This is a genomic window from Cellulomonas sp. RIT-PI-Y, from assembly GCF_025642745.1.
Lineage (GTDB): Bacteria > Actinomycetota > Actinomycetes > Actinomycetales > Cellulomonadaceae > Cellulomonas.
On sequence record NZ_JANZKP010000062.1, the window covers coordinates 1 to 18,137 of the forward strand.

At 74.3% G+C, this 18,137-nt stretch carries 17 protein-coding genes, 1 pseudogene and 2 riboswitches; of the genes and pseudogenes, 9 read left to right on the forward strand and 9 right to left on the reverse strand.

Annotation, left to right across the window (positions count from 1 at the left end):
- Positions 1-99: 99 nt before the first annotated feature.
- The 6 genes from OGL89_RS14990 (at position 100) to OGL89_RS15015 (ending at position 4,500) form a co-directional block, all read left to right on the forward strand.
- Positions 100-1,551 carry an amidohydrolase gene (locus OGL89_RS14990; RefSeq protein ID WP_263120965.1) on the forward strand — a complete coding sequence of 484 codons (1,452 nt, stop codon included), beginning with the start codon at positions 100-102 and terminating at the stop codon, positions 1,549-1,551.
- A gap of 254 nt (positions 1,552-1,805) precedes the next feature.
- On the forward strand, positions 1,806-2,150 hold the full coding sequence (locus tag OGL89_RS14995) for a hypothetical protein (protein WP_263120966.1): 345 nt from the start codon (positions 1,806-1,808) through the stop codon (positions 2,148-2,150).
- 84 nt (positions 2,151-2,234) lie between these two features.
- A complete protein-coding gene (gene purS, locus OGL89_RS15000; protein ID WP_263120967.1) occupies positions 2,235-2,531 on the forward strand; it encodes a phosphoribosylformylglycinamidine synthase subunit PurS in 297 nt (98 codons plus the stop codon).
- Complete coding sequence (gene purQ / locus OGL89_RS15005) at positions 2,531-3,226, forward strand: phosphoribosylformylglycinamidine synthase subunit PurQ (protein ID WP_263120968.1); 696 nt, start codon at positions 2,531-2,533, stop codon at positions 3,224-3,226. The genes purS and purQ overlap by 1 nt, the downstream gene beginning before the upstream one ends.
- Before the next feature lie 134 nt (positions 3,227-3,360).
- Positions 3,361-3,798 (forward strand): GNAT family N-acetyltransferase, encoded by a 438-nt coding sequence (locus OGL89_RS15010; RefSeq protein WP_263120969.1) that lies wholly within the window; start codon positions 3,361-3,363, stop codon positions 3,796-3,798.
- 165 nt (positions 3,799-3,963) lie between these two features.
- Positions 3,964-4,500, forward strand: a complete 537-nt coding sequence (locus OGL89_RS15015; RefSeq protein WP_263120970.1) for a hypothetical protein — start codon at positions 3,964-3,966, stop codon at positions 4,498-4,500.
- A 29-nt stretch (positions 4,501-4,529) separates the two neighbouring features.
- Here OGL89_RS15015 and OGL89_RS15020 read toward each other — a convergent pair whose 3' ends face one another.
- The 3 genes and pseudogenes from OGL89_RS15020 to OGL89_RS15030 form a co-directional block, all read right to left on the reverse strand.
- Positions 4,530-5,774, reverse strand: coding sequence for an O-succinylhomoserine sulfhydrylase (locus OGL89_RS15020; protein WP_263120971.1), 1,245 nt, complete (start codon positions 5,772-5,774; stop codon positions 4,530-4,532).
- The gene (locus OGL89_RS15025; protein ID WP_263120972.1) at positions 5,768-6,181 is read right to left on the reverse strand and encodes a rhodanese-like domain-containing protein; all 414 of its coding nucleotides are present in this window, start codon (positions 6,179-6,181) and stop codon (positions 5,768-5,770) included. Before OGL89_RS15025 ends, OGL89_RS15020 begins: the two co-directional genes overlap by 7 nt.
- A 23-nt stretch (positions 6,182-6,204) precedes the next feature.
- Positions 6,205-6,375: pseudogene (locus OGL89_RS15030) on the reverse strand (DUF1737 domain-containing protein); the annotation flags it as partial.
- Positions 6,376-6,379: 4 nt separating this feature from the next.
- Positions 6,380-6,490: riboswitch (SAM riboswitch) on the reverse strand.
- Positions 6,491-6,587: 97 nt separating this feature from the next.
- Positions 6,588-6,704: riboswitch (SAM riboswitch) on the forward strand.
- Positions 6,705-6,747: 43 nt separating this feature from the next.
- On the opposite strand from OGL89_RS15030, the gene OGL89_RS15035 reads away from it, so the two are divergent.
- Positions 6,748-8,139: an aminotransferase class V-fold PLP-dependent enzyme gene (locus tag OGL89_RS15035; RefSeq protein ID WP_263120973.1), complete on the forward strand. Its 1,392-nt coding sequence runs from the start codon at positions 6,748-6,750 to the stop codon at positions 8,137-8,139.
- A gap of 31 nt (positions 8,140-8,170) precedes the next feature.
- Here the strand turns inward: OGL89_RS15035 and OGL89_RS15040 are convergent, their stop codons facing one another.
- The 6 genes from OGL89_RS15040 to OGL89_RS15065 form a co-directional block, all read right to left on the reverse strand.
- Positions 8,171-8,791, reverse strand: a complete 621-nt coding sequence (locus OGL89_RS15040; protein ID WP_263120974.1) for a pentapeptide repeat-containing protein — start codon at positions 8,789-8,791, stop codon at positions 8,171-8,173.
- A gap of 81 nt (positions 8,792-8,872) precedes the next feature.
- Entirely contained in the window at positions 8,873-10,546 is a 1,674-nt protein-coding gene (locus OGL89_RS15045) for a hypothetical protein (protein ID WP_263120975.1), read from the reverse strand.
- Positions 10,547-10,618: 72 nt separating this feature from the next.
- Positions 10,619-11,746 carry a hypothetical protein gene (locus tag OGL89_RS15050; protein WP_263120976.1) on the reverse strand — a complete coding sequence of 376 codons (1,128 nt, stop codon included), beginning with the start codon at positions 11,744-11,746 and terminating at the stop codon, positions 10,619-10,621.
- 74 nt (positions 11,747-11,820) lie between these two features.
- The gene (locus OGL89_RS15055; RefSeq protein ID WP_263120977.1) at positions 11,821-12,684 is read right to left on the reverse strand and encodes a MaoC/PaaZ C-terminal domain-containing protein; all 864 of its coding nucleotides are present in this window, start codon (positions 12,682-12,684) and stop codon (positions 11,821-11,823) included.
- Complete coding sequence (locus OGL89_RS15060; protein WP_263120978.1) at positions 12,681-14,054, reverse strand: 3-oxoacyl-ACP reductase; 1,374 nt, start codon at positions 14,052-14,054, stop codon at positions 12,681-12,683. The genes OGL89_RS15055 and OGL89_RS15060 overlap by 4 nt, the downstream gene beginning before the upstream one ends.
- Positions 14,051-15,370, reverse strand: a complete 1,320-nt coding sequence (locus OGL89_RS15065; protein WP_263120979.1) for an acetyl-CoA C-acetyltransferase — start codon at positions 15,368-15,370, stop codon at positions 14,051-14,053. The genes OGL89_RS15060 and OGL89_RS15065 overlap by 4 nt, the downstream gene beginning before the upstream one ends.
- A gap of 105 nt (positions 15,371-15,475) precedes the next feature.
- On the opposite strand from OGL89_RS15065, the gene OGL89_RS15070 reads away from it, so the two are divergent.
- On the forward strand, positions 15,476-16,129 hold the full coding sequence (locus OGL89_RS15070) for a TetR/AcrR family transcriptional regulator (protein WP_263120980.1): 654 nt from the start codon (positions 15,476-15,478) through the stop codon (positions 16,127-16,129).
- On the forward strand, positions 16,126-18,137 hold a 2,012-nt coding region (locus OGL89_RS15075; RefSeq protein ID WP_263120981.1), incomplete at its 3' end, for an acyl-CoA dehydrogenase. The genes OGL89_RS15070 and OGL89_RS15075, both read left to right, overlap by 4 nt.

An 18,137-nucleotide genomic window follows, 5' to 3' on the forward strand; every position in this document is an offset into this window, starting at 1 on the left:
GCCCCCACGACGTCGAGTTCGGCAGGTGAGGACCGGCGGCCCGCGTGTCGCCCGGCGTGTCGGGGCGGACGTACCGCACTCGACCGCCCTGGAGATCCGATGCCCGACCTGCTGCTCGCGAACGCCCGCCTGATCGGGGCGCCGGAACCGGTCGACGTCCTGGTGCGGGACGGGGTGATCGCCGGGGTCGGGGAGCCGATCGCCGGTCCGGTCGAGCGGGTGGACCTGGACGGTCGCACCCTGATGCCGGGGCTGTGGGACCAGCACGTGCACCTCGACCAGTGGGCGCTGGCCCGCCAGCGGGTCGACGTGTCCGCGGCCGACTCGGCCGCCGCGGCGATCCGCCTGGTGCTCGACCGGCTGGACCGCGCCCCGCTCACCCCCGGCACCGCGCTGATCGGCTACGGCTTCCGCGACGGTCTCTGGCCGGACACCCCGACCGCGGCCCTGCTGGACGCCGCGGTCGGTCCGACCCCGGTGATCCTGGTCTCCGGCGACCTGCACTGCGCGTGGTTCAGCACCGCCGGGCTGCGCTATGCCGGCGTCGGCGACCACCCGGCCGGACTGCTCCGCGAGGCGGAATGGCTGCCGCTGACCAGCGTCGTCGACCGGGTGGACGCCGCCACGATGGACCACTGGGTCACCGAGGCCGCCGCGGACGCCGCCGCCCGCGGGGTGGTCGGTGTGCTGGACCTGGAGATCGCCGACAACGTCCTGCCCTGGCGTCGCCGGGCCGCCGCGGGCTTCGACCTGCTGCGGGTCCGGGCCGGGGTCTGGGAGGCGCACCTGGACCGGGTGCTGGACGAGGGACTGCGGACCGGCGACCCGCTCGTCCCCGGCGGCCTGATCACGCAGGGGCCGCTGAAGGTGGTCACCGACGGCTCGCTCAACACCCGGACCGCCTTCTGCCACGACCCCTACCCGGGGACCGCCTCGCACGGCATCCTCTCCGTGCCGCCGGAGCACCTGGTCCCGCTGATGCACCGGGTCACCGCGCACGGGCTGACCTGCGCGATCCACGCCATCGGCGACCACGCCAACACCCTCGCGCTGGATGCCTTCGCGGAGTCCGGCGCCCGCGGGACCATCGAGCACGCCCAGCTCCTCACCGATCGGGACGTCGCCCGGTTCGCCGAGCTCGGGGTGGTCGCCTCGGTCCAGCCCGAGCACGCGATGGACGACCGGGACGTCGCCGATCGGCACTGGGCGGGCCGGACCGGACGGGCGTTCGCACTCGGCTCGCTGCACGCCGCCGGGGTCCGCCTGGTGCTCGGCTCGGACGCTCCGGTCGCCCCGCTCGACCCCTGGATCGCCGTCGACGCGGCCGTCCGCCGCAGCCGGGACGGCCGGGCACCCTGGCACCCCGAGCAGCGGATCGACCTGCTGACCGCGCTGGCCGCCTCGGTGGACGGTCAGCGGCTCGGCCTGGCGGTCGGCGCCCCCGCCGATCTGGCGGTCCTGGACGCCGACCCGCTGACCGCCTCGGATCTGCGCAGGTTGCCGGTCGTGGGCACCCTGATCGCCGGGCGCTGGACGCATCGCGCGCTCTGATCATGCGGGTGAACGACCGGTACGTCTCTGACCTGCTCCTTCACCCGTCCGTCCTCCGATCGGGTGGGCCTCGGGGCCGGGGTGGGTGCTGACACCCAGACGCCGGGGTGCCGCGGCCCCACGGCGCCGCCGATGTGCCTAGCGTCGATCGCACTGTGCTGCGCAATGGCTGCGACCGGCCAACCGCCCGACTCATCTCGGGGCGGACCGCGGCCGGCTTCCATCCCCGCGACGGAGGACCCGTCGCGGTCTGGGTGCTGCATCCGGCCGAGGACGAGGCATGGGCGGTCGCGGACCTGTCCCGGGCGATCGCGGACCTCGGGCTCGACGAGTCGGGCGCCCTGCCCACGCTCGATCCCGACCGGGCCGACGTCACCGCGTCCGGCGGCTGGGCCACGCTGTGGAGCGGCGACGACGCGCTGGCGGTCGCCCCGCACGACGACCTCTGGCTGAACGCCGTGCTGGATCGGGGCTGGCTCCTGGTGCTCGCCGGCTGGTCGACCGAGCTGGCCGAGCCGGAGAACGACGTGCTGCTGACCTACCTGTCGGGTGGGGCCCCGGCGGGGATGGGGATTGTGCGGCTGCCGGTGGAGCCGTAACACCGGACGCGCGCACCACCCCCGCTCGCGGGTCGGTATCCTGGCGCCGCAACCACCACCACCGTCGCGAACCAGGGAGCACCTGTGGGACGAGTCGTCGTCGATGTGATGCCCAAGCCGGAGATCCTCGACCCGCAGGGCAAGGCGGTGGCCGGAGCGCTGCCCCGCCTGGGCTTCGGGCAGTTCACCTCCGTCCGGCAGGGCAAGCGGTTCGAGCTGGAGGTCGACGGACCCGTCACCCCCGAGGTGCTCGCCGCAGCCGCCGAGGCCGCCGAGCAGGTGCTGTCCAACCCGGTGATCGAGGACGTGGTCCGGGTCGCCGAGGACGCCGCCGACGCCACGGCGCCCTCGTCCACCGTCGTCTCCGAGGGCCCGGCCTGATGACGACGATCGGGGTCGTCACCTTCCCCGGCACCCTGGACGACCGGGACGCCGCCCGCGCGGTGCGACTGGCCGGCGCGGAGCCGGTGGCGCTCTGGCACGCGGACGCCGACCTGCACGGCGTGGACGCCGTCGTGCTGCCCGGGGGGTTCTCCTACGGCGACTACCTGCGTGCCGGGGCGATCAGCCGGTTCGCGCCGGTAATGGGCGAGATCGTGGCCGCCGCGGGCCGGGGGATGCCGGTGCTGGGCATCTGCAACGGGTTCCAGGTCCTGACCGAGGCGCACCTGTTGCCCGGGTCGATGATCAAGAACGACCACCTGCACTTCGTCTGCCGGGAGCAGGTGCTCACCGTCGAGAACGCGGACACCGCCTGGACCCGGGAGTACGCCACGGGCGAGCGGATCACCATCCCGCTGAAGAACCAGGACGGCCAGTACGTCGCGGACGAGTCGACGCTGGACGAGCTGGAGGGCGAGGGCCGCGTGGTCTTCCGCTACTCCGACGGCAACCCCAACGGGTCGCGCCGCGGGATCGCCGGGATCACGAACGCCGCGGGCAACGTGGTCGGCCTGATGCCGCACCCGGAGCACGCCGTCGAGTCCGGCTTCGGCCCGGACGGCGCCCGTGGCCCCCGCTCCGGCACCGACGGCCTGCGCTTCTTCACCTCGGTCATGCGCGCACTGGTCTCCTGACCGCTGCGGCCCTCTCCCGACCGCTCGCCGTGGTGCCGCGTCGAGAAACCATTTTTCGTCGTTCCTGTGGCGATGTGTCCGACCCGACGTGGCTTCTCGCCGGAGAAGTCGGCCGGGTTGTCGATACTGCTGTGATGGAGATCGAGCTGCGTCAGGCGACCCCGGCCGATGAGCAGTGGCTCTTCGGCCTCCACGAGGCCGCGCATCGTCACCTCGTGGAGTCGGCCTACGGTCCTTGGGACGCGGAGGAACAGCGGGAGCTCTTCCGGCCGCTCGTCGACGATCATGACGTGATCGTCGTGAGCGCGGACCACCGTGATGCGGGCGCGGTCTACCTCGGTGAGCGCGACGGAGACACCTGGCTCGAACTCATCGAGGTCGAGCCGGAGTGTCAGGGGTCGGGTGTGGGGACCGCGGCGCTGCGATGGGTGGTCGGCGAGTCACGGCAGCGGCAGCGGGGAACGCTGCTCCAGGTGCATCGGATGAACGAGCGCGCCCGGCGCCTCTACGAGCGTGAGGGTTTCACCTCGTACGGCGTCACCGCGACGCATCATCTGCTGCGTCACGGCTGACGACCGGGCTGTCCGGGATGCGGACGGCGGATGGTGCGGGCGCGGGGTGGACGGTTACGGTTCCTGCGTGTCCATGAGCCGGGTCTGTTGTCGCTGAGCTGACGACCCCGCGCGCCCGAGGCCGGACGGCCCGGCGCGCACCCGCCTCACCCGAGGACATCTCCCATGGCTCAGCCCGTGCTGGACCGCGTCGCGGTCGCCCCTGCTCGTCCCACTCTCTCCGTCGTGCCCACGCCGACACCCGCGCTCTCGCTGCACGACCCTGCTCCCGGAGGGGTGGAGCACCGACCGCTGACCAGCACCGATCTGCTGGTCGCGGCGGCCCGGGCGGAGGTGATCCGGCTGTCGTTCTCCGCGGCGGTGCCGTCGGTCGCCGAGCTCGCCGACCTGGTCGACCTGGCCGCGCAGGGGGTGGCCGCCGCCGGTCGCCGGCGGTCCGAGGTCACCGTGCTGCTGGACGTCGACGTCGTGCTCGCTCCGGACGAGCGGACCGCGCGGCGCAAGCGGGCGGAGCTGGAGTACCTGGACGCGCTGAGCGGTCTGACCTGGTCCCCGGCCGCCACCCGGGTGGTCACCACCGGGGATCTGCTGCTCGCCGAGCTGCGTGAACTGGCCGAGCGCACCGGCGTGGACGGGCTCGTGCTCCACCCGCTGGCCGGGGGCGAGCGGGTGGAGCACGAGCTGCGCCGACTGGTGGACTGACCCCCGCCGACCGGGGGCCGCCCCCCGGCTCAGTCGCCGAACGCCTGCGTCAGGTCGTCGGTCAGGTCCCGGGGATCCTCCAGCCCGACCGAGAGCCGGATGGTGGACTCGGCGATGCCCACCGCGGCGCGTCCGGCGGGGCCGAGCTTCCGGTGGGTGGTGGTCGCCGGGTGGGTGACCATCGACTTGGCGTCGCCGAGGTTGTTCGAGATGTCGATCACCCGGAGCCGGTCCAGCACCCCGAAGGTGAGCGCCTTGGCCTGCTCGGGGGTGGCACCCTCCGGGGTGCGCAGGGTGAAGGTCGCCACCGTGCCGCCGCCGTCCTGCTGCGCGAGCGCCAGCCGGTGCTGCGGGTGCGACGGCAGATAGGGGTAGCGGACCTGCGCCACCGCGGGGTGCTGTTCCAGCCAGGTCGCGACCGCCAGCGCCGACGCGGTCTGGTGCCGGACCCGTAGCGACAGCGTCTCCAGGCCCTTGAGCAGGACCCAGGCGTTGAACGGGCTGAGCGACGGGCCGGTGTTCCGGATCAGGGTCTGCACCGGTCCGTGCACGAACTCGTCGGTGCCGAGGATCGCGCCGCCGAGCACCCGGCCCTGTCCGTCGATGTGCTTGGTCGCCGAGTACACGATCACGTCCGCGCCGAACAGCAGGGGCCGGGACAGCACCGGGGTGGCGAAGACGTTGTCGACCACCACGACCGCACCGGCGGCGTGCGCGAGCTCGCTGACCCGGGCGATGTCGACCAGGTCCTGCATCGGGTTGGACGGCGTCTCGAAGAACACCACGTCCGCCGGGGTGGCCAGCGCCTGCTCCCACTGCTCCGGCACGTGCCCGTCGACGTAGTCGGTGCGCACGCCCCAGCGGGCCAGGATCTCGTCGAAGATCACCACCGACGACCCGAACAGCGCCCGGGCGGCGACGATCCGCGACCCGTTGCCCACCAGCGCCGCCAGTGCGGTGAACACCGCGCTCATCCCGGAGGCGGTGGCGTAGCAGGCCTCGGCGCCCTCCAGCAGTCGCAGCCGCTCCTCGAAGGTGCTGACCGTCGGGTTGCCGTAGCGCGAGTACAGGAAGCGGTCGGACTCCCCGGCGAACGCGGCCTCCGCGTCGGCGGCCCGGTCGTAGACGTAGCCCTGGGTCAGGAACAGCGCCTCGGAGGTCTCCTGGAACCCGGTGCGGACCTGACCGCCGCGCACCGCGAGGGTGTCCGGCCGCAGCTCGTCACGGGGGAGCAGGCCGTCCTGCCAGTCGCCGGGTCCGGCCGCGGTCACCACGACCGCCAGGGCAGGCCGTCGGCGCGCCAGCCTTGGTGACCACGGGCACCGTCCGGGCCGACATCGCCCTCGAACCCGGTCAGCACGTTGTACGCCGGGCCGATCCCGATCCCGGCCGCGGTGGCGGTGGTCGCGGCGGCCACCGAGCGCACGCCGGACCGGCAGAGGAAGACCACCGGCCTGCCGTCGTCCGCGCCGAGCTCGGTCAGCTGCTCCACGAACCGGGGGTTGCGCCGGCCCTGGCCGTCGACCCACTCGACGAAGCCGACCCGCTCGGGCAGATCCGGCACGCCGATGGTGCGCCACTCGCCGTCGGTGCGGACGTCGACCAGCAGGGCGGTCGGGTCGTCGGCGAGCAGCTGCCAGGTCTCCTGCGGGGTGAGGTCACCCGCGTAGCCCGCGGTCACAGCGGACGCACCGTGCGCTCGCCCGCACCGGGGAGGACGACCGCCTGGGCGACGATCACCCGCTCCCCGTCGAAGGTCGCCGCCGGGCTGCCGTGCAGCTGGTAGCCCTCGGCCAGCGCGGCGCTGACCCGCTCGCAGAACGACCGGTCGTCCGGTCCGGTCAGCAGGCGGTAGGGCAGGGGTGACTCGCTCATCTCTCCTCCATCGGTCCTGGCGGTAGCACCCTGGGCGCGGTCCGGACCGTGGTCCGTCCTGCCTGGGCTGCTGCGGCGTCGTCGAGCCAGATCTCTCGGCCGCTCTGGATGGTGGCCCCGACCCTAGACACCCGACCGGCTGTTCCGCCAGGAGCGCCCGCAGAGTGGTCACGCCTTGACGGATCGCCGGGAGCCGGTTCATCGTGTTCTCAGGTCATGAGTGCCAGCGCGTAGCCCCGGCTTGCTGGCCGGCAACCCTCCCTCCGCGGCGGGGTGCCCCGGGTGACGACCTGGTCCCACGCCGTCCGGCGCCGGGGCAAGCGCGGGGTTCGCCCGGTCCGTCGGGCAGCCCTCCACGTCCGGAGGTCCGACATGTCTGCACCCACCGTGTCCGTTCCCACCCCGTCCGCGCCCGCCGCGGACCGGCTCGACGCCCTGCTGCCCGTGGTCGGCGGCGACACCCCGGTGCCGCTGGTCGACGGCCGCACCGTCTCCTACGCGAATCTCGACTACGCCGCGTCCGCCCCGGCCCTGGAGTCGGTGGCCGCACGGGTGACCGAGGTGCTGCCGCTGTACGCGTCCGTGCACCGCGGCGCCGGGTACCTGTCCCAGGTGTCCACCGCGCTGTACGAGACCTCCCGGCAGACGATCGCCCGGTTCGTCGGCGCCCGCCAGGACGACGTGGCGGTGATCGTCCGCAACACGACCGACGCGCTCAACCTGCTGGCGGGCTGCGTGCCCGGCCGGGTGCTGGTCCTGGACTGCGAGCACCACGCCAACCTGCTGCCCTGGGTGCACAGCACCGGCGGCGACGACCGGCGGGCCACCGTCCTGGCCAGCGGGCCGACCGCCGCGGCCACCCTCGACCTGCTGCGTGACGAGCTGACCCGTGGCACCTACGCGCTCGTCACCGTGACCGGGGCGTCCAACGTCACCGGGGAGAGCCTGCCGATCGACGCGCTGGCCACGATCGCGCACGACGCCGGTGCCCGGCTGCTGATCGACGGCGCGCAGCTGGTGCCGCACCGCCCGTTCTCGCTGTCCGAGAGCGGTGTCGACTACGTCGCGTTCTCCGGGCACAAGACCTACGCCCCGTTCGGCGCCGGTGCGCTGGTCGGCCGGCGGGACTGGCTGGACCAGGGCACGCCGTACCTGGCCGGCGGCGGTGCTGTCCGCGACGTGCGCACCGACCGGACGCTCTGGCAGCCCGCACCCGCGCGCCACGAGGCCGGATCGCCGAACGTGCTCGGTGCGGTCGCGCTCGCCGCCGCCTGCGAGGAGCTGGCCGCACTGCCCGCCGGTGCGCTGGTCGCGCACGAGGACGCGCTGCGCGAGCGGCTGGTCGACGGGCTGTCCGCGATCCCGGGCGTCCGGGTGCTCCGGCTCTGGTCCGACTCCGCCGACCCGGTCGGCGTGGTCTCGTTCAGCGTGGGCGAGGACGACCCCGGCCTGGTCGCGGCCTACCTGTCCGCCGAGTGGGGGATCGGCGTGCGGGACGGCCGGTTCTGCGCGCACCCGTTGCTCGCCCGGCTCGGGGTCACCGGTGGGGCGCTGCGGGCGTCGGTCGGGGTCGGCACCCCGGTGGAGGCGGTGGACCGGCTGATCGAGGCGCTGCACGCCTGGACCACCGACGGCCCGCGTGCGGAGTACGACGTCGTGGACGGCTGCTGGGCGGTGATCGGTGACCCGCGACCCGGCGTGGACGGGATCGACGCGCTGGCGGCGACCGCGGCCGCGGGGTGCGGGCCGGTGGTGGACGACTGAGCGGTTTCAGAACGAGGCGAGATGGGGCGTTTCAGGCCACCGTCACGCCCAGGTGGTCGGCCAGCGCACCCGCGAGGTCGTACAGCTGCTCGGCGCTGATCGTGGCGCCGCGCAGACCGGCGGTGCCGTCCAGCACCCGGAGCTCGGCACCCCGCAGGTCGGCGTCCTTGAGCTGGGCCCGGGTCACGTCGAGCCGTCGCACCTGGCAGCGCTCGGTGCGCAGACCCCGGACGGCGGCCCCGGCCAGGTCGAGGTCGCCCAGCGTGCAGTCGACCAGGTGCAGCTCGCGGATCTTGGCGTCCCGCAGGTTCAGGTAGTCGATCTTGCCGCCGCGGATCGTGACCCGGTCCCAGGCGGAGCCGAACACCTCGAGCGCGCCGAACCGGCAGCCGTCGATCGTCACGTCCCGCCAGGTGCTGGTCCGGGCGCGGATGCTCCCGGCCCGGCACTCGGCCAGCGTGGTGTCGATCAGGTGGGCGTGGTCCAGGGTGGACCCGTCCAGGTCGCAGCCGCGCAGCAGGCACTCCAGCAGCCGGGCGCCCTCCCCGTCGGCACCGGCCAGATCCGAGCCGTCCAGCAGCATCCGGTCCAGGTCGGCCTCGGGTTCCAGCGAACCCAGCCACGGGTCGAGTGCGTCCATCGGGGTGCTCATGGCGTCACTGTGGCACGGCGCGCCCACACCCGGTGGTGCTCGACCCCCTGAACGAGCACCACCGGGAGTGGGGGAGGCGGATCACCGCGCGGACGCGGCGACCCGGGCCGGGCGACGCAGCAGCGTCCCGACCAGCAGGAGACCGAGGGCGAGCAGCACCAGCGGCAGCTCCTCGCCCCCGGTGGTCGCCAGCGACGCGGTGCGCACCGCGTCGAGGGAGACCAGAGCGGACGTCGTCGACCCGGCGAGGTCGGCGTCGGTCGCGATGACGGTCGCGGACACCGTGTCCACGGCACCGGACCCCGGGTCCGTGCCGCCCCCGGGCTCGGTCGCCGCGTCGTCGTCCGGCGTCACGGGGTCGTCGTCGTCGATCACGGCACCCGGGACGTCGTCGTCGGTGGGAACGGTCGACTGCGTGATCGTGCCGTCGCCGAGGACCCCGACGGCGAGCCGGCTGAGGGTGATCGGAGCGGTGACCGGGAGGGACACCAGGGCGTCGGACTGACCGGTGCCGGTCTCGGTGCCCGTCGTTCCCCCGGTGCCGGTGCCGGTGATCGTGCCGTCGCCGAGGAGCCCGAGCGCGAGGGTGTCGACGGTGACGGGTGCGGTGACCGGCGCGCCGACCAGCGCACCGCCGGTGCCGTCGGTGGGGCCGGTCGTCGGGGTCGGTGCGGCCTCGGCGCCGGTGATGGTGCCGTCACCCAGCACGCCGAGCGCGAGGGTGTCGACGGTGACCGGTGCGGTCACCGGGGCGGACACGGTCGCGTCGTCCGTGGCGCCGGTGGTGTCGGCAGGCGGTGCGGGCTGGTCGGTGCTCGTTCCGGTGCCGGTGATGGTGCCGTCACCCAGGACCCCGGCGGCGATGGTGCCGACGGTGACCGGCGCGGTGACGGGGACGCCGACCAGCGCGTCGCCGGTGGAGTCGTCCCCGCCGGTCGTCGGGGCCGGTGCGGCCTCGGCGCCGGTGATGGTGCCGTCACCCAGCACGCCGAGCGCGAGGGTGTCGACGGTGACCGGGGCGGTCACCGGGGCGGACACGGTCGCGTCGTCCGTGGCGCCGGTGGTGTCGGTGGCCGGAGCGGCGGGCTGGTCGGTGCCGTCCCCGGTGCCGGTGATGGAGCCGTCGCCCAGGACCCCGACGGCGATGGTGCCGACGGTGACCGGGGCGGTGACGGGCACTCTGACCAGTGCGTCGTCGCCGGTGGAGTCGTCCCCGCCGGTGGCGGGGGCCGAGGCGGGTTCGGCACCGGTGATGGTGCCGTCGCCCAGGACCCCGACGGCGACGCTGTCGACGGTGACCGGCGCCGTCACGGGCACCGAGACGAGCCCGGCGTCCGGGGAGCCGGCGGCGTCGGCGGCGGGTGCGGGCTGGTCGGCGTCCGCTGCGGGGGCGGCGGTGATCGTTCCGTCGCCGAGGACACCGGCCGCAACCGACGACACGGTCACCGGGACGGTGACCGGCACCTCGACCAGCGGTGCCGCGGCGGGTGCGGGGTCGGCCGGAGCGGGGTCCGGCGCGGCGGGTGCGGGTGCGGCCTCGGTGGTCGCGTCACCGGCGACTCCGACGGCCAGGTCGGAGACGGAGATCGGTACCGAGACCGGGACGCTGAGCACGGTGGTGTCGCCGAGGCCCACGCCCAGGTCGACGGAGATGTCGGTGTCGCCCGGGTCGGCCTGGGCGGCGGCTGCACCGACGGCGATGAGGCCGCCGGTCAGGAGCGCGGTCTGCAGCGCTCGTCGGATGAGGGTGTGCATGATCGAAGTCCTTCGTCTGAGTCGGATGCCCGGTAGGGCGGGGTGGCGGATGCCGCGGGGCGGCGCGCCGACTCAGGCGGTGGAGTTGGGGATGTCGAGGAACGGGGTGGCGGCGATGCTCGCGGTGGACCCGACGTGGGTCGACCGGACGAGGGCCGGAGCGGGCACGGTGCCGGTCAGCTCCGCGAACTCGCTGCCGCGCTGCGTGGTCGTGCCGCCCGGTCCGCTCGGGGCAGGGACGGGTGCGCCCGGCAGCCCGGTGCCCGCCGGCGCGACAGGTCGCAGGTCGTTGGTCGCGGGGGTGGCCGGTGCACCGGCGGCAGGGTCGGTGCCGGGCGCCCGGTCGGCGGTCGTCCAGGCGCTCGCGCGCCGTTCGGTCGACGCGACGATCGTGGGGGTGCGTGCCGACGCCGCGGAGCTCGGGACGGCGAGGTCCGGATCGGGGATCGGCTGGACCCCGTCCCCGTCGCTGCCCGGCGTGACCGGGGTCGGCAGCGGCACGACGATCGGCTCGACCACCGGGGTGAGCGGCTCCAGGACGGGGTCGAGGACTCCGAGCACCGGGTCGAGGGCGCCGAGCACCGGGGCCAGCGGCCCGAGGACGGGATCGAGCACCGCGGTGACCGGTCGCAGCACGGGTGCCAGCGGCCCCAGCACGCTCGTGGTCAGGGGTTCGAGCTGCTCCGTGACCGGAACCAGCGCCTCGGCGACCGGGGTCAGGACCGGAGTGGTGACCGGCTCCACCTGGCCGGCGATCGGGCTGACCACCGCCTCCACGGCCGCAGCCACCGGGGCGGGGACGACCGAGCCGGCGGGCGGGTCCTGGGCCGCGACGGGTGCGGGCGTCGCGGCCACCGGTGCGGCCGGAGCCGGGGCCACCGGTGCGGGCTGCGGCGCGGCGGGCGCGGGCTGGGGAACCGCGGGTGCGGGCTGAGCGACCGGCGCCGGAGCCGGCGCCACCGGGGTGGCGGGCTCGGCGGCGGGTGCCCCGGTCACGGTGCCGAGCACCTGACCGACCAGGTCACCGACCGGGGCCACCACCGCGGACAGCGGCCCGCCGGAGTCGGCGTCGCCCTCGGCTGCGCCGGCGGTGGGGGCGGAGAGGACCAGCGCCCCGAAAGCCGCGATCGCCGCGCCGATCAGGGTGAGCAGCGCGCGACGGATCCACGGGTGGATACCGCTCGCTTCCGTTGCCTTCATCGATGCCCCCTGCATAGAACAGCTTCTTCACGGTGTGTCCGACGTCACGTCGGTGCAACCGGAGGGCCGGCAGATCACCCGGACGGCGCAAGGTCCACCCGTCCGTGCAGGTGCAGCTTCCCCCGACCGGCGTCCCACACGCGGTACCCGAAACCGCCCGGGTCCCGCTCGATCCGCACCGACGGGGAGGACGGCAGGAGCACCGGTGCGGCGAACTCCGCGGTCCAGGTGAAGGCATCCCCTCGCGCTGCTCCGACGTCGGCGAGCGCCCGCGCCGCGGTGTCCATCCCGTGCGCGATCGCTCGCGGGAAGCCGAACGCCCGGGCGCTGAGCGCGGACAGGTGGATCGGGTTGGCGTCACCGGAGACGGCGGCGTACCGGCGGCCCCGATCGGCGTCGTAGCGCCACCGGCCGGTGGGCGACGGGGCCCGGAACTCCGCGCGGTCGGGGCGGTCCGGGCGGTCGTCACCGGGGAGCCGGACGCCGGGTGCGAGGTAGGTCGACACCCCGCGCCAGGCCTCCTCGCCGTCCGCGCCGTGCACGGTGGTGACCAGATCGACCTGGGTCCCGCGGTGGTGCGGGCGCAGGTCGTCGGCCCGTGCGCGCATCTCCAGCTCCTCGCCGAGGTGCACGGGCCGGTGCTGGGTGATCCGGTTCGCGAGGTGCACCATGCCGAGCAGTCGGAGCGGGAAATCCGGTCGGGTCATCAGCGCGGTGGCCACCGGAAACGCGAGCACGTGCACGAATCCGGCGGGCAGCTGATCGGTGGCGGGCTCGCCGAGCAGATGCTGGTACGCGGTGAGCCGGTCCGGGTCGGCGCGCACCCCGGCCACCCGGTAGCCGAGGTCGGGCAGCGTGGTGCGGGAGCGCCCGCCGACCGCGCCGCGCAGGTACAGCCCGCCGAGTCCCGGGACCACCGGCAGCGTGACGACCGTCATCGGCCGACCATCGCCTGACCGCACACCCGGAGCACCTGTCCGACCACGCCCCCGGCCGGCGGTGAGGCCAGGAAGGCGACCGCCTCGGCCACGTCCACCGGTTGCCCGCCCTGCTGCAACGAGGACAGCCGCCGGGCGATCTGCCGGGTGAGCGCGGGCATCCGGGCGGTCATCTCGGTCTCGATGAAACCCGGTGCCACCGCGTTGGCGGTGCCGCCGAACGGGGTGAGCAGGGGCGCGGTCGCCCGGACCATCCCGATCACGCCGCCCTTGGACGCCGCGTAGTTGGTCTGTCCACGGTTCCCGGCGATGCCGGAGGTGGAGGCCAGTGAGACGATCCGCGGCGCGTCGGTGAGATCGCCGCTGGTCAGCAGCGCCTCGTTGATCCGCAGCTGGGACGCGATGTTCACCGCCAGCACCGGCTCCCAGCGGTCCGGGGTCATGTTGGCCAGCAGCTTGTCCCGGGTGATCCCGGCGTTGTGCACCACGATGTCCAGCCGGCCGTGCCGCTCCAGTGCGTGTCGGAGGATGCGCTCCCCGGCGTCGTCGGCGGTGACGTCGAGCTGCAGCGCGGTGCCGTGCACCCGGTTGGCGACCGCAGTCAGCGCCTCGCCCGCGGCGGGGACGTCCACGGCGATCACCGTCGCCCCGTCCCGCGCCAGGGTGCGGGCGATCGACTCGCCGATGCCGCGGGCGGCGCCGGTGACCACCGCGACCCGTCCGGCGAGCGGCCGGTCCCAGTCGCCGGGCAGCGTGCCGGCCTCGGAGTCGACCTCGATCAGCTGTCCGTCGACGTACGCCGACCGACTGGACAGCAGGAAGCGCAGCGCGCCGAGCACCGCCGGTGCGGTGACCGGCACTCCGTCGGCGGCGACCACCCCGTTGCCGGTGGCGCCGCCGCGCAGCTCCTTGGCCAGCGAGCGCAGCACCCCGTCGACGCCCTGCCGGACGGCGGCGAGTGCGGGCGCCTGGTCGTCGCGGGCCGGACGGGAGACGGTGACCACCCGGCCGTGCCGTGCCAGGGTCTTCAGCACCGGGGCCAGGGCGAGCAGCGGAGCCGCCAGGTCCTGCGGGCGTTCGACCTCGGTCAGCACCAGCACGGCGGCGGCGAACCGGGTGCCGTCGTCCGTGTGCCGTCGCACGTCCAGGTCCCAGCCGGTGTCCGCGCCGTCGGTGCCGGACAGGAAGCGGGCCAGCGTGTCCGCGTCCTTGCCCTCGCCGAGGACCAGCACGGGGCCGTCGACCAGGCGCTGTCCGGGGGTGAACCGGCGCAGCGGCGTGGGCCGGGGCAGTCCGAGACGCTTGGCCAGCGTGCCGGTGAGCCCGCCGTTGACCAGGTCCAGATAGGTGTCGGTGCTCGGCGCGGTCATGCCGACTCCAGGATCGCCGCGACGCCGAGTCCGCCGGCGGCGCAGACCGAGATCAGCGCACGGGCCGTCCGTCCGGTCTCGGCCTTCCGGCGCGCCAGCTCCTTCGCGGCGGTGGCGACGATCCGCCCGCCGGTGGCCGCGAACGGGTGGCCGGCGGCCAGCGACGAGCCGTGCACGTTGAGCTTCGCCCGGTCGACGGTGCCGAGTACGTCGTCCAGCGCGAGCCGGTCCACGCAGAACTCCTTGTCCGACCAGGCCGCCAGCGTGCCGGCCACCGTGGCCGCGAACGCCTCGTGGATCTCGATCAGGTCCAGGTCGTCCAGGGTCAGCCCCTGCCGGGCGAGCAGGCGCGGCACCGCGTACGCGGGGGCCATCAGCAGCCCGTCCTCGCCGTGCACGAAGTCGACCGCGGCGGTCTCCGCGTCGATCACGACGGCCAGCGGGGTCAGCCCGTGCGCGGTCGCCCAGTCGTCGGAGCCGAGCAGCACGCTGGAGGCGCCGTCGGTGAGCGGGGTCGAGTTGCCCGCGGTCATCGTGGCGGGGGTGTCGAGCCGGGTGCCGAACACCGGCTTGAGCGCTCCGAGCTTCTCCAGCGAGGTGTCCGGGCGCAGGTTCTGGTCCCGTTGCAGCCCGCGGTAGCTGGTGACCAGGTCGTCGAAGAACCCGCTGTCCCACGCGGCGGCGAGCCGCTGGTGGCTGGCCAGGGCGATCTCGTCCTGCTCCTGGCGCCCGATGCCCCACTGCGCCGTCGTGAGCGCCTGGTGCTCGCCCATAGACAGGCCGGTGCGCGGTTCGGCCACGCCGGGGAAAGCCGGTGCGAGGTCGCCGGGGCGGAAGGCGCTCGCGGCCTTCAGTCGCTGCGGGAGGGTGGTGGCCCGGTGCAGCGCGAGCAGGGTGTGCCGCAGCCCCTCGCTGACCGTCACCGGCACGTCGGAGGACGAGTCCACCCCGCCCGCGACGCCGGAGTCGATCTGGCCGAGCCGGATCTTGTTGGCGACCCCGACCACGGCCTCCAGTCCGGTCGCGCAGGCCTGCTGCAGGTCGTAGGCCGGGGTCTGCGCGGACAGCGGCGAGCCGAGCACCGACTCCCGGGTCAGGTTGAAGTCGCGGCTGTGCTTGATCACCGCACCTGCGACCACCTCGCCCAGTCGCTCGCCCTGCAGGCCGAACCGGGCGACCAGCCCGTTCAGGGCGGCGGTGAACATGTCCTGGTTGCTGCACCGGGCGTAGGCGCCGCCGGCGCGGGCGAAGGGGATCCGATTACCCCCGAGGATCACGGCCCGCGTGGGGGTCGTGGGCGCTGCTGTCTCTGGCATGGCAGGTGCTCCGCATCGTCGTCGATGTAGCCGGGTGTCGGATCTGGGACCAAGGCCCCTTGTGATCGATGTCCGAAACTCACAGTACCTGATACTCTCGGTTCTGTGAGGCCGATCACAGCCATCCCGTCGACGACGACGGAGGAGCCCGCCGTCGATGGACGTTCCACGCGCTGGGACGACCACCGGGAGGCCCGTCGTGCCGAGCTGGCCCGGGCCGCGCGCAAGCTGGTCCATCACCGTGGCCCGGACGTGTCCATGGACGACATCGCCGCCGCCGCCGGCACCTCCAAGTCGATCGTCTATCGCTACTTCACCGACAAGACCGGTGTGCAGCTGGCGGTCGCCACCGAGGTGGTCGCGGACATCCGCGCCGCGCTGGCCGACGCCGCCCGGACCGCCGACGGCCCGCGGGCCGCGCTGCGCGCGATGGTCGGCACCTATCTGGCGATGATCGAGTCCTCGCCGGCCGTCTACACCTTCGTGACCCGCGACGGGTCGTCGGAACACGTCGTCGACTCGATCACCGATCTGCTGACCGGCTCCGGCGCCCTCTCCCGGCTGTGGGCCGCGGGGGCGGTCGGATTCGTCCGCGGCACGGCCGAGCTCTGGCTGCGCACCGACCCGCGCGAGGACCGGGACCAGCTCGCCGACCAGATCACCCGCTGGCTGTGGACCGGACCTCATCCGCAGCTCGGCCGGGAGAGCCATCCTCAGCACGCGCCGATGACGCCGCACCACTCAGGGGAGCACGCATGACCACCACCGCACCGGTACCCACCGACCCGTCCCGCACCGTCCGCCCGACCGGCACCGGCCACCACGTCGAGTCCGACGGCGCACGCGTCGACGTCCCCGCCCTGACCGACGTCCTACTCGGCCGGTACGCCGACCTGCGCCGGTCCGCCCGCGAGCTGCTCACCCAGGAGCGGTTCTGGCGGATCGAGGGCCAGCCGGTCGCCGAGCACCGGGCCCGGGTGCTGGAGCAGCTGCGCACCCTGGCGCGCGAGGGCAACGTGCACCGGGCGTTCCCGGAGCGTTTCGGCGGCGCCGACGACCACGGCGGCTCGCTGGCCCGGTTCGAGGAGCTGGTCTCCGCCGACCCGTCGCTGCAGATCAAGGCGGGGGTGCAGTGGGGGCTGTACGCCTCGGCGATCCTGCACCTGGGCACCACCGGGCACCACGACCGCCTGCTGCCGGACGCTCTGAGCGTCGACGTCCCCGGCGCGTTCGCCATGACCGAGACCGGCCACGGCTCCGACGTCGCCAGTGTCGCCACCACCGCGACCTACGACCCGGCGACCGAGGAGTTCGTGATCCACACCCCGTTCCGCGCGGCGTGGAAGGACTACCTCGGCAACGCCGGCCAGCACGGCACCGCGGCGGTCGTCTTCGCCCAGCTGATCACCGAGGGGATCAATCACGGGGTGCACGCCTTCCACGTGCCGATCCGGGACGCCGCCACCGGCGAGTTCCTGCCAGGCGTCGGCGGTGAGGACGACGGACTCAAGGGCGGGCTCAACGGCATCGACAACGGCCGGCTGTGGTTCGACCACGTCCGGGTCCCGCGTGCCGACCTGCTGGACCGCTACGGCCAGGTCGCGGCCGACGGCAGCTACACCTCACCGATCGCCAGCCCCGGCCGGCGGTTCTTCACCATGCTCGGCACCCTGGTGCAGGGCCGGGTGTCGCTGGACGGCGCCGCGGTGAACGCCGCCCGGATCGGCCTGCAGATCGCGGTGACCTACGCGAACCAGCGTCGGCAGTTCCCCGGCGCGAACCCCACCGACGAGGTCGTACTGCTCGATTACGGCGAGCACCGCCGCCGGCTGCTCCCGCTGCTGGCCGAGACCTACGCCTCCGGCTTCGCGCACGAGCACCTGCTGGCCGCGTTCGACGACGTGTTCTCGGGTCGTCAGGACACCGACGACGGCCGCGAGGAGCTGGAGACCCTGGCCGCCGCCCTCAAGCCGACCTCGACCTGGCACGCCCTGCACACGCTGCAGACCTGCCGGGAGGCCTGCGGCGGTTCGGGCTTCCTGACCCAGAACCGGCTCACCTCGCTGCACGCCGACCTGGACGTCTACGTCACCTTCGAGGGCGACAACACCGTGCTGTACCAGCTGGTCGGCAAGCGGCTGCTGACCAACTACGCCCGGACCGTCGGCGGCGACCCGGCCGTGATCGCCCGGCTGATGGCCGAGAAGGTCACCGACGCCGCGCTGCACCGGATGCCGCTGGCCCGGGCGGTGCAGACCCTGGTCGACGCCGGGGACGCCCGGCGCTCCGCCGGACAGCTCCGCGACCCGGAGACCCAGCGCGCCCTGCTCGCCGACCGCGCGCACACCATGGTCGCCGAGCTCGCCCAGGCCCTGCGCCCGGCACGTCGCTCCGCCCCCGAGGTCGCCGCCGCGCTCTTCGACGCGCACCAGCACGAGATGATCGAGACCGCCCGCGCCCACGCGGAGCTGCTGCAGTGGGAGGCGTTCACCCGTGGCCTGGACCAGGTCGCCGACCCCGGCACCCGCCAGGTGCTCACCTGGCTGCGCGACCTGTTCGGACTGACCGTGATCGAGCGGCACCTGGCCTGGTACCTGCTCAACGGCCGCTTGTCCGCGGGCCGGGCCCGCACGGTTACGTCCTACATCGAGCGGCTGCTGCTCCGGCTCCGCCCGCACGCCCAGGACCTGGTCGACGCCTTCGGCTACCGCCCGGAGCACGTCCGGGCCGAGATCGCGTCCGGCGCGGAGGCCGCCCGGCAGTCCGA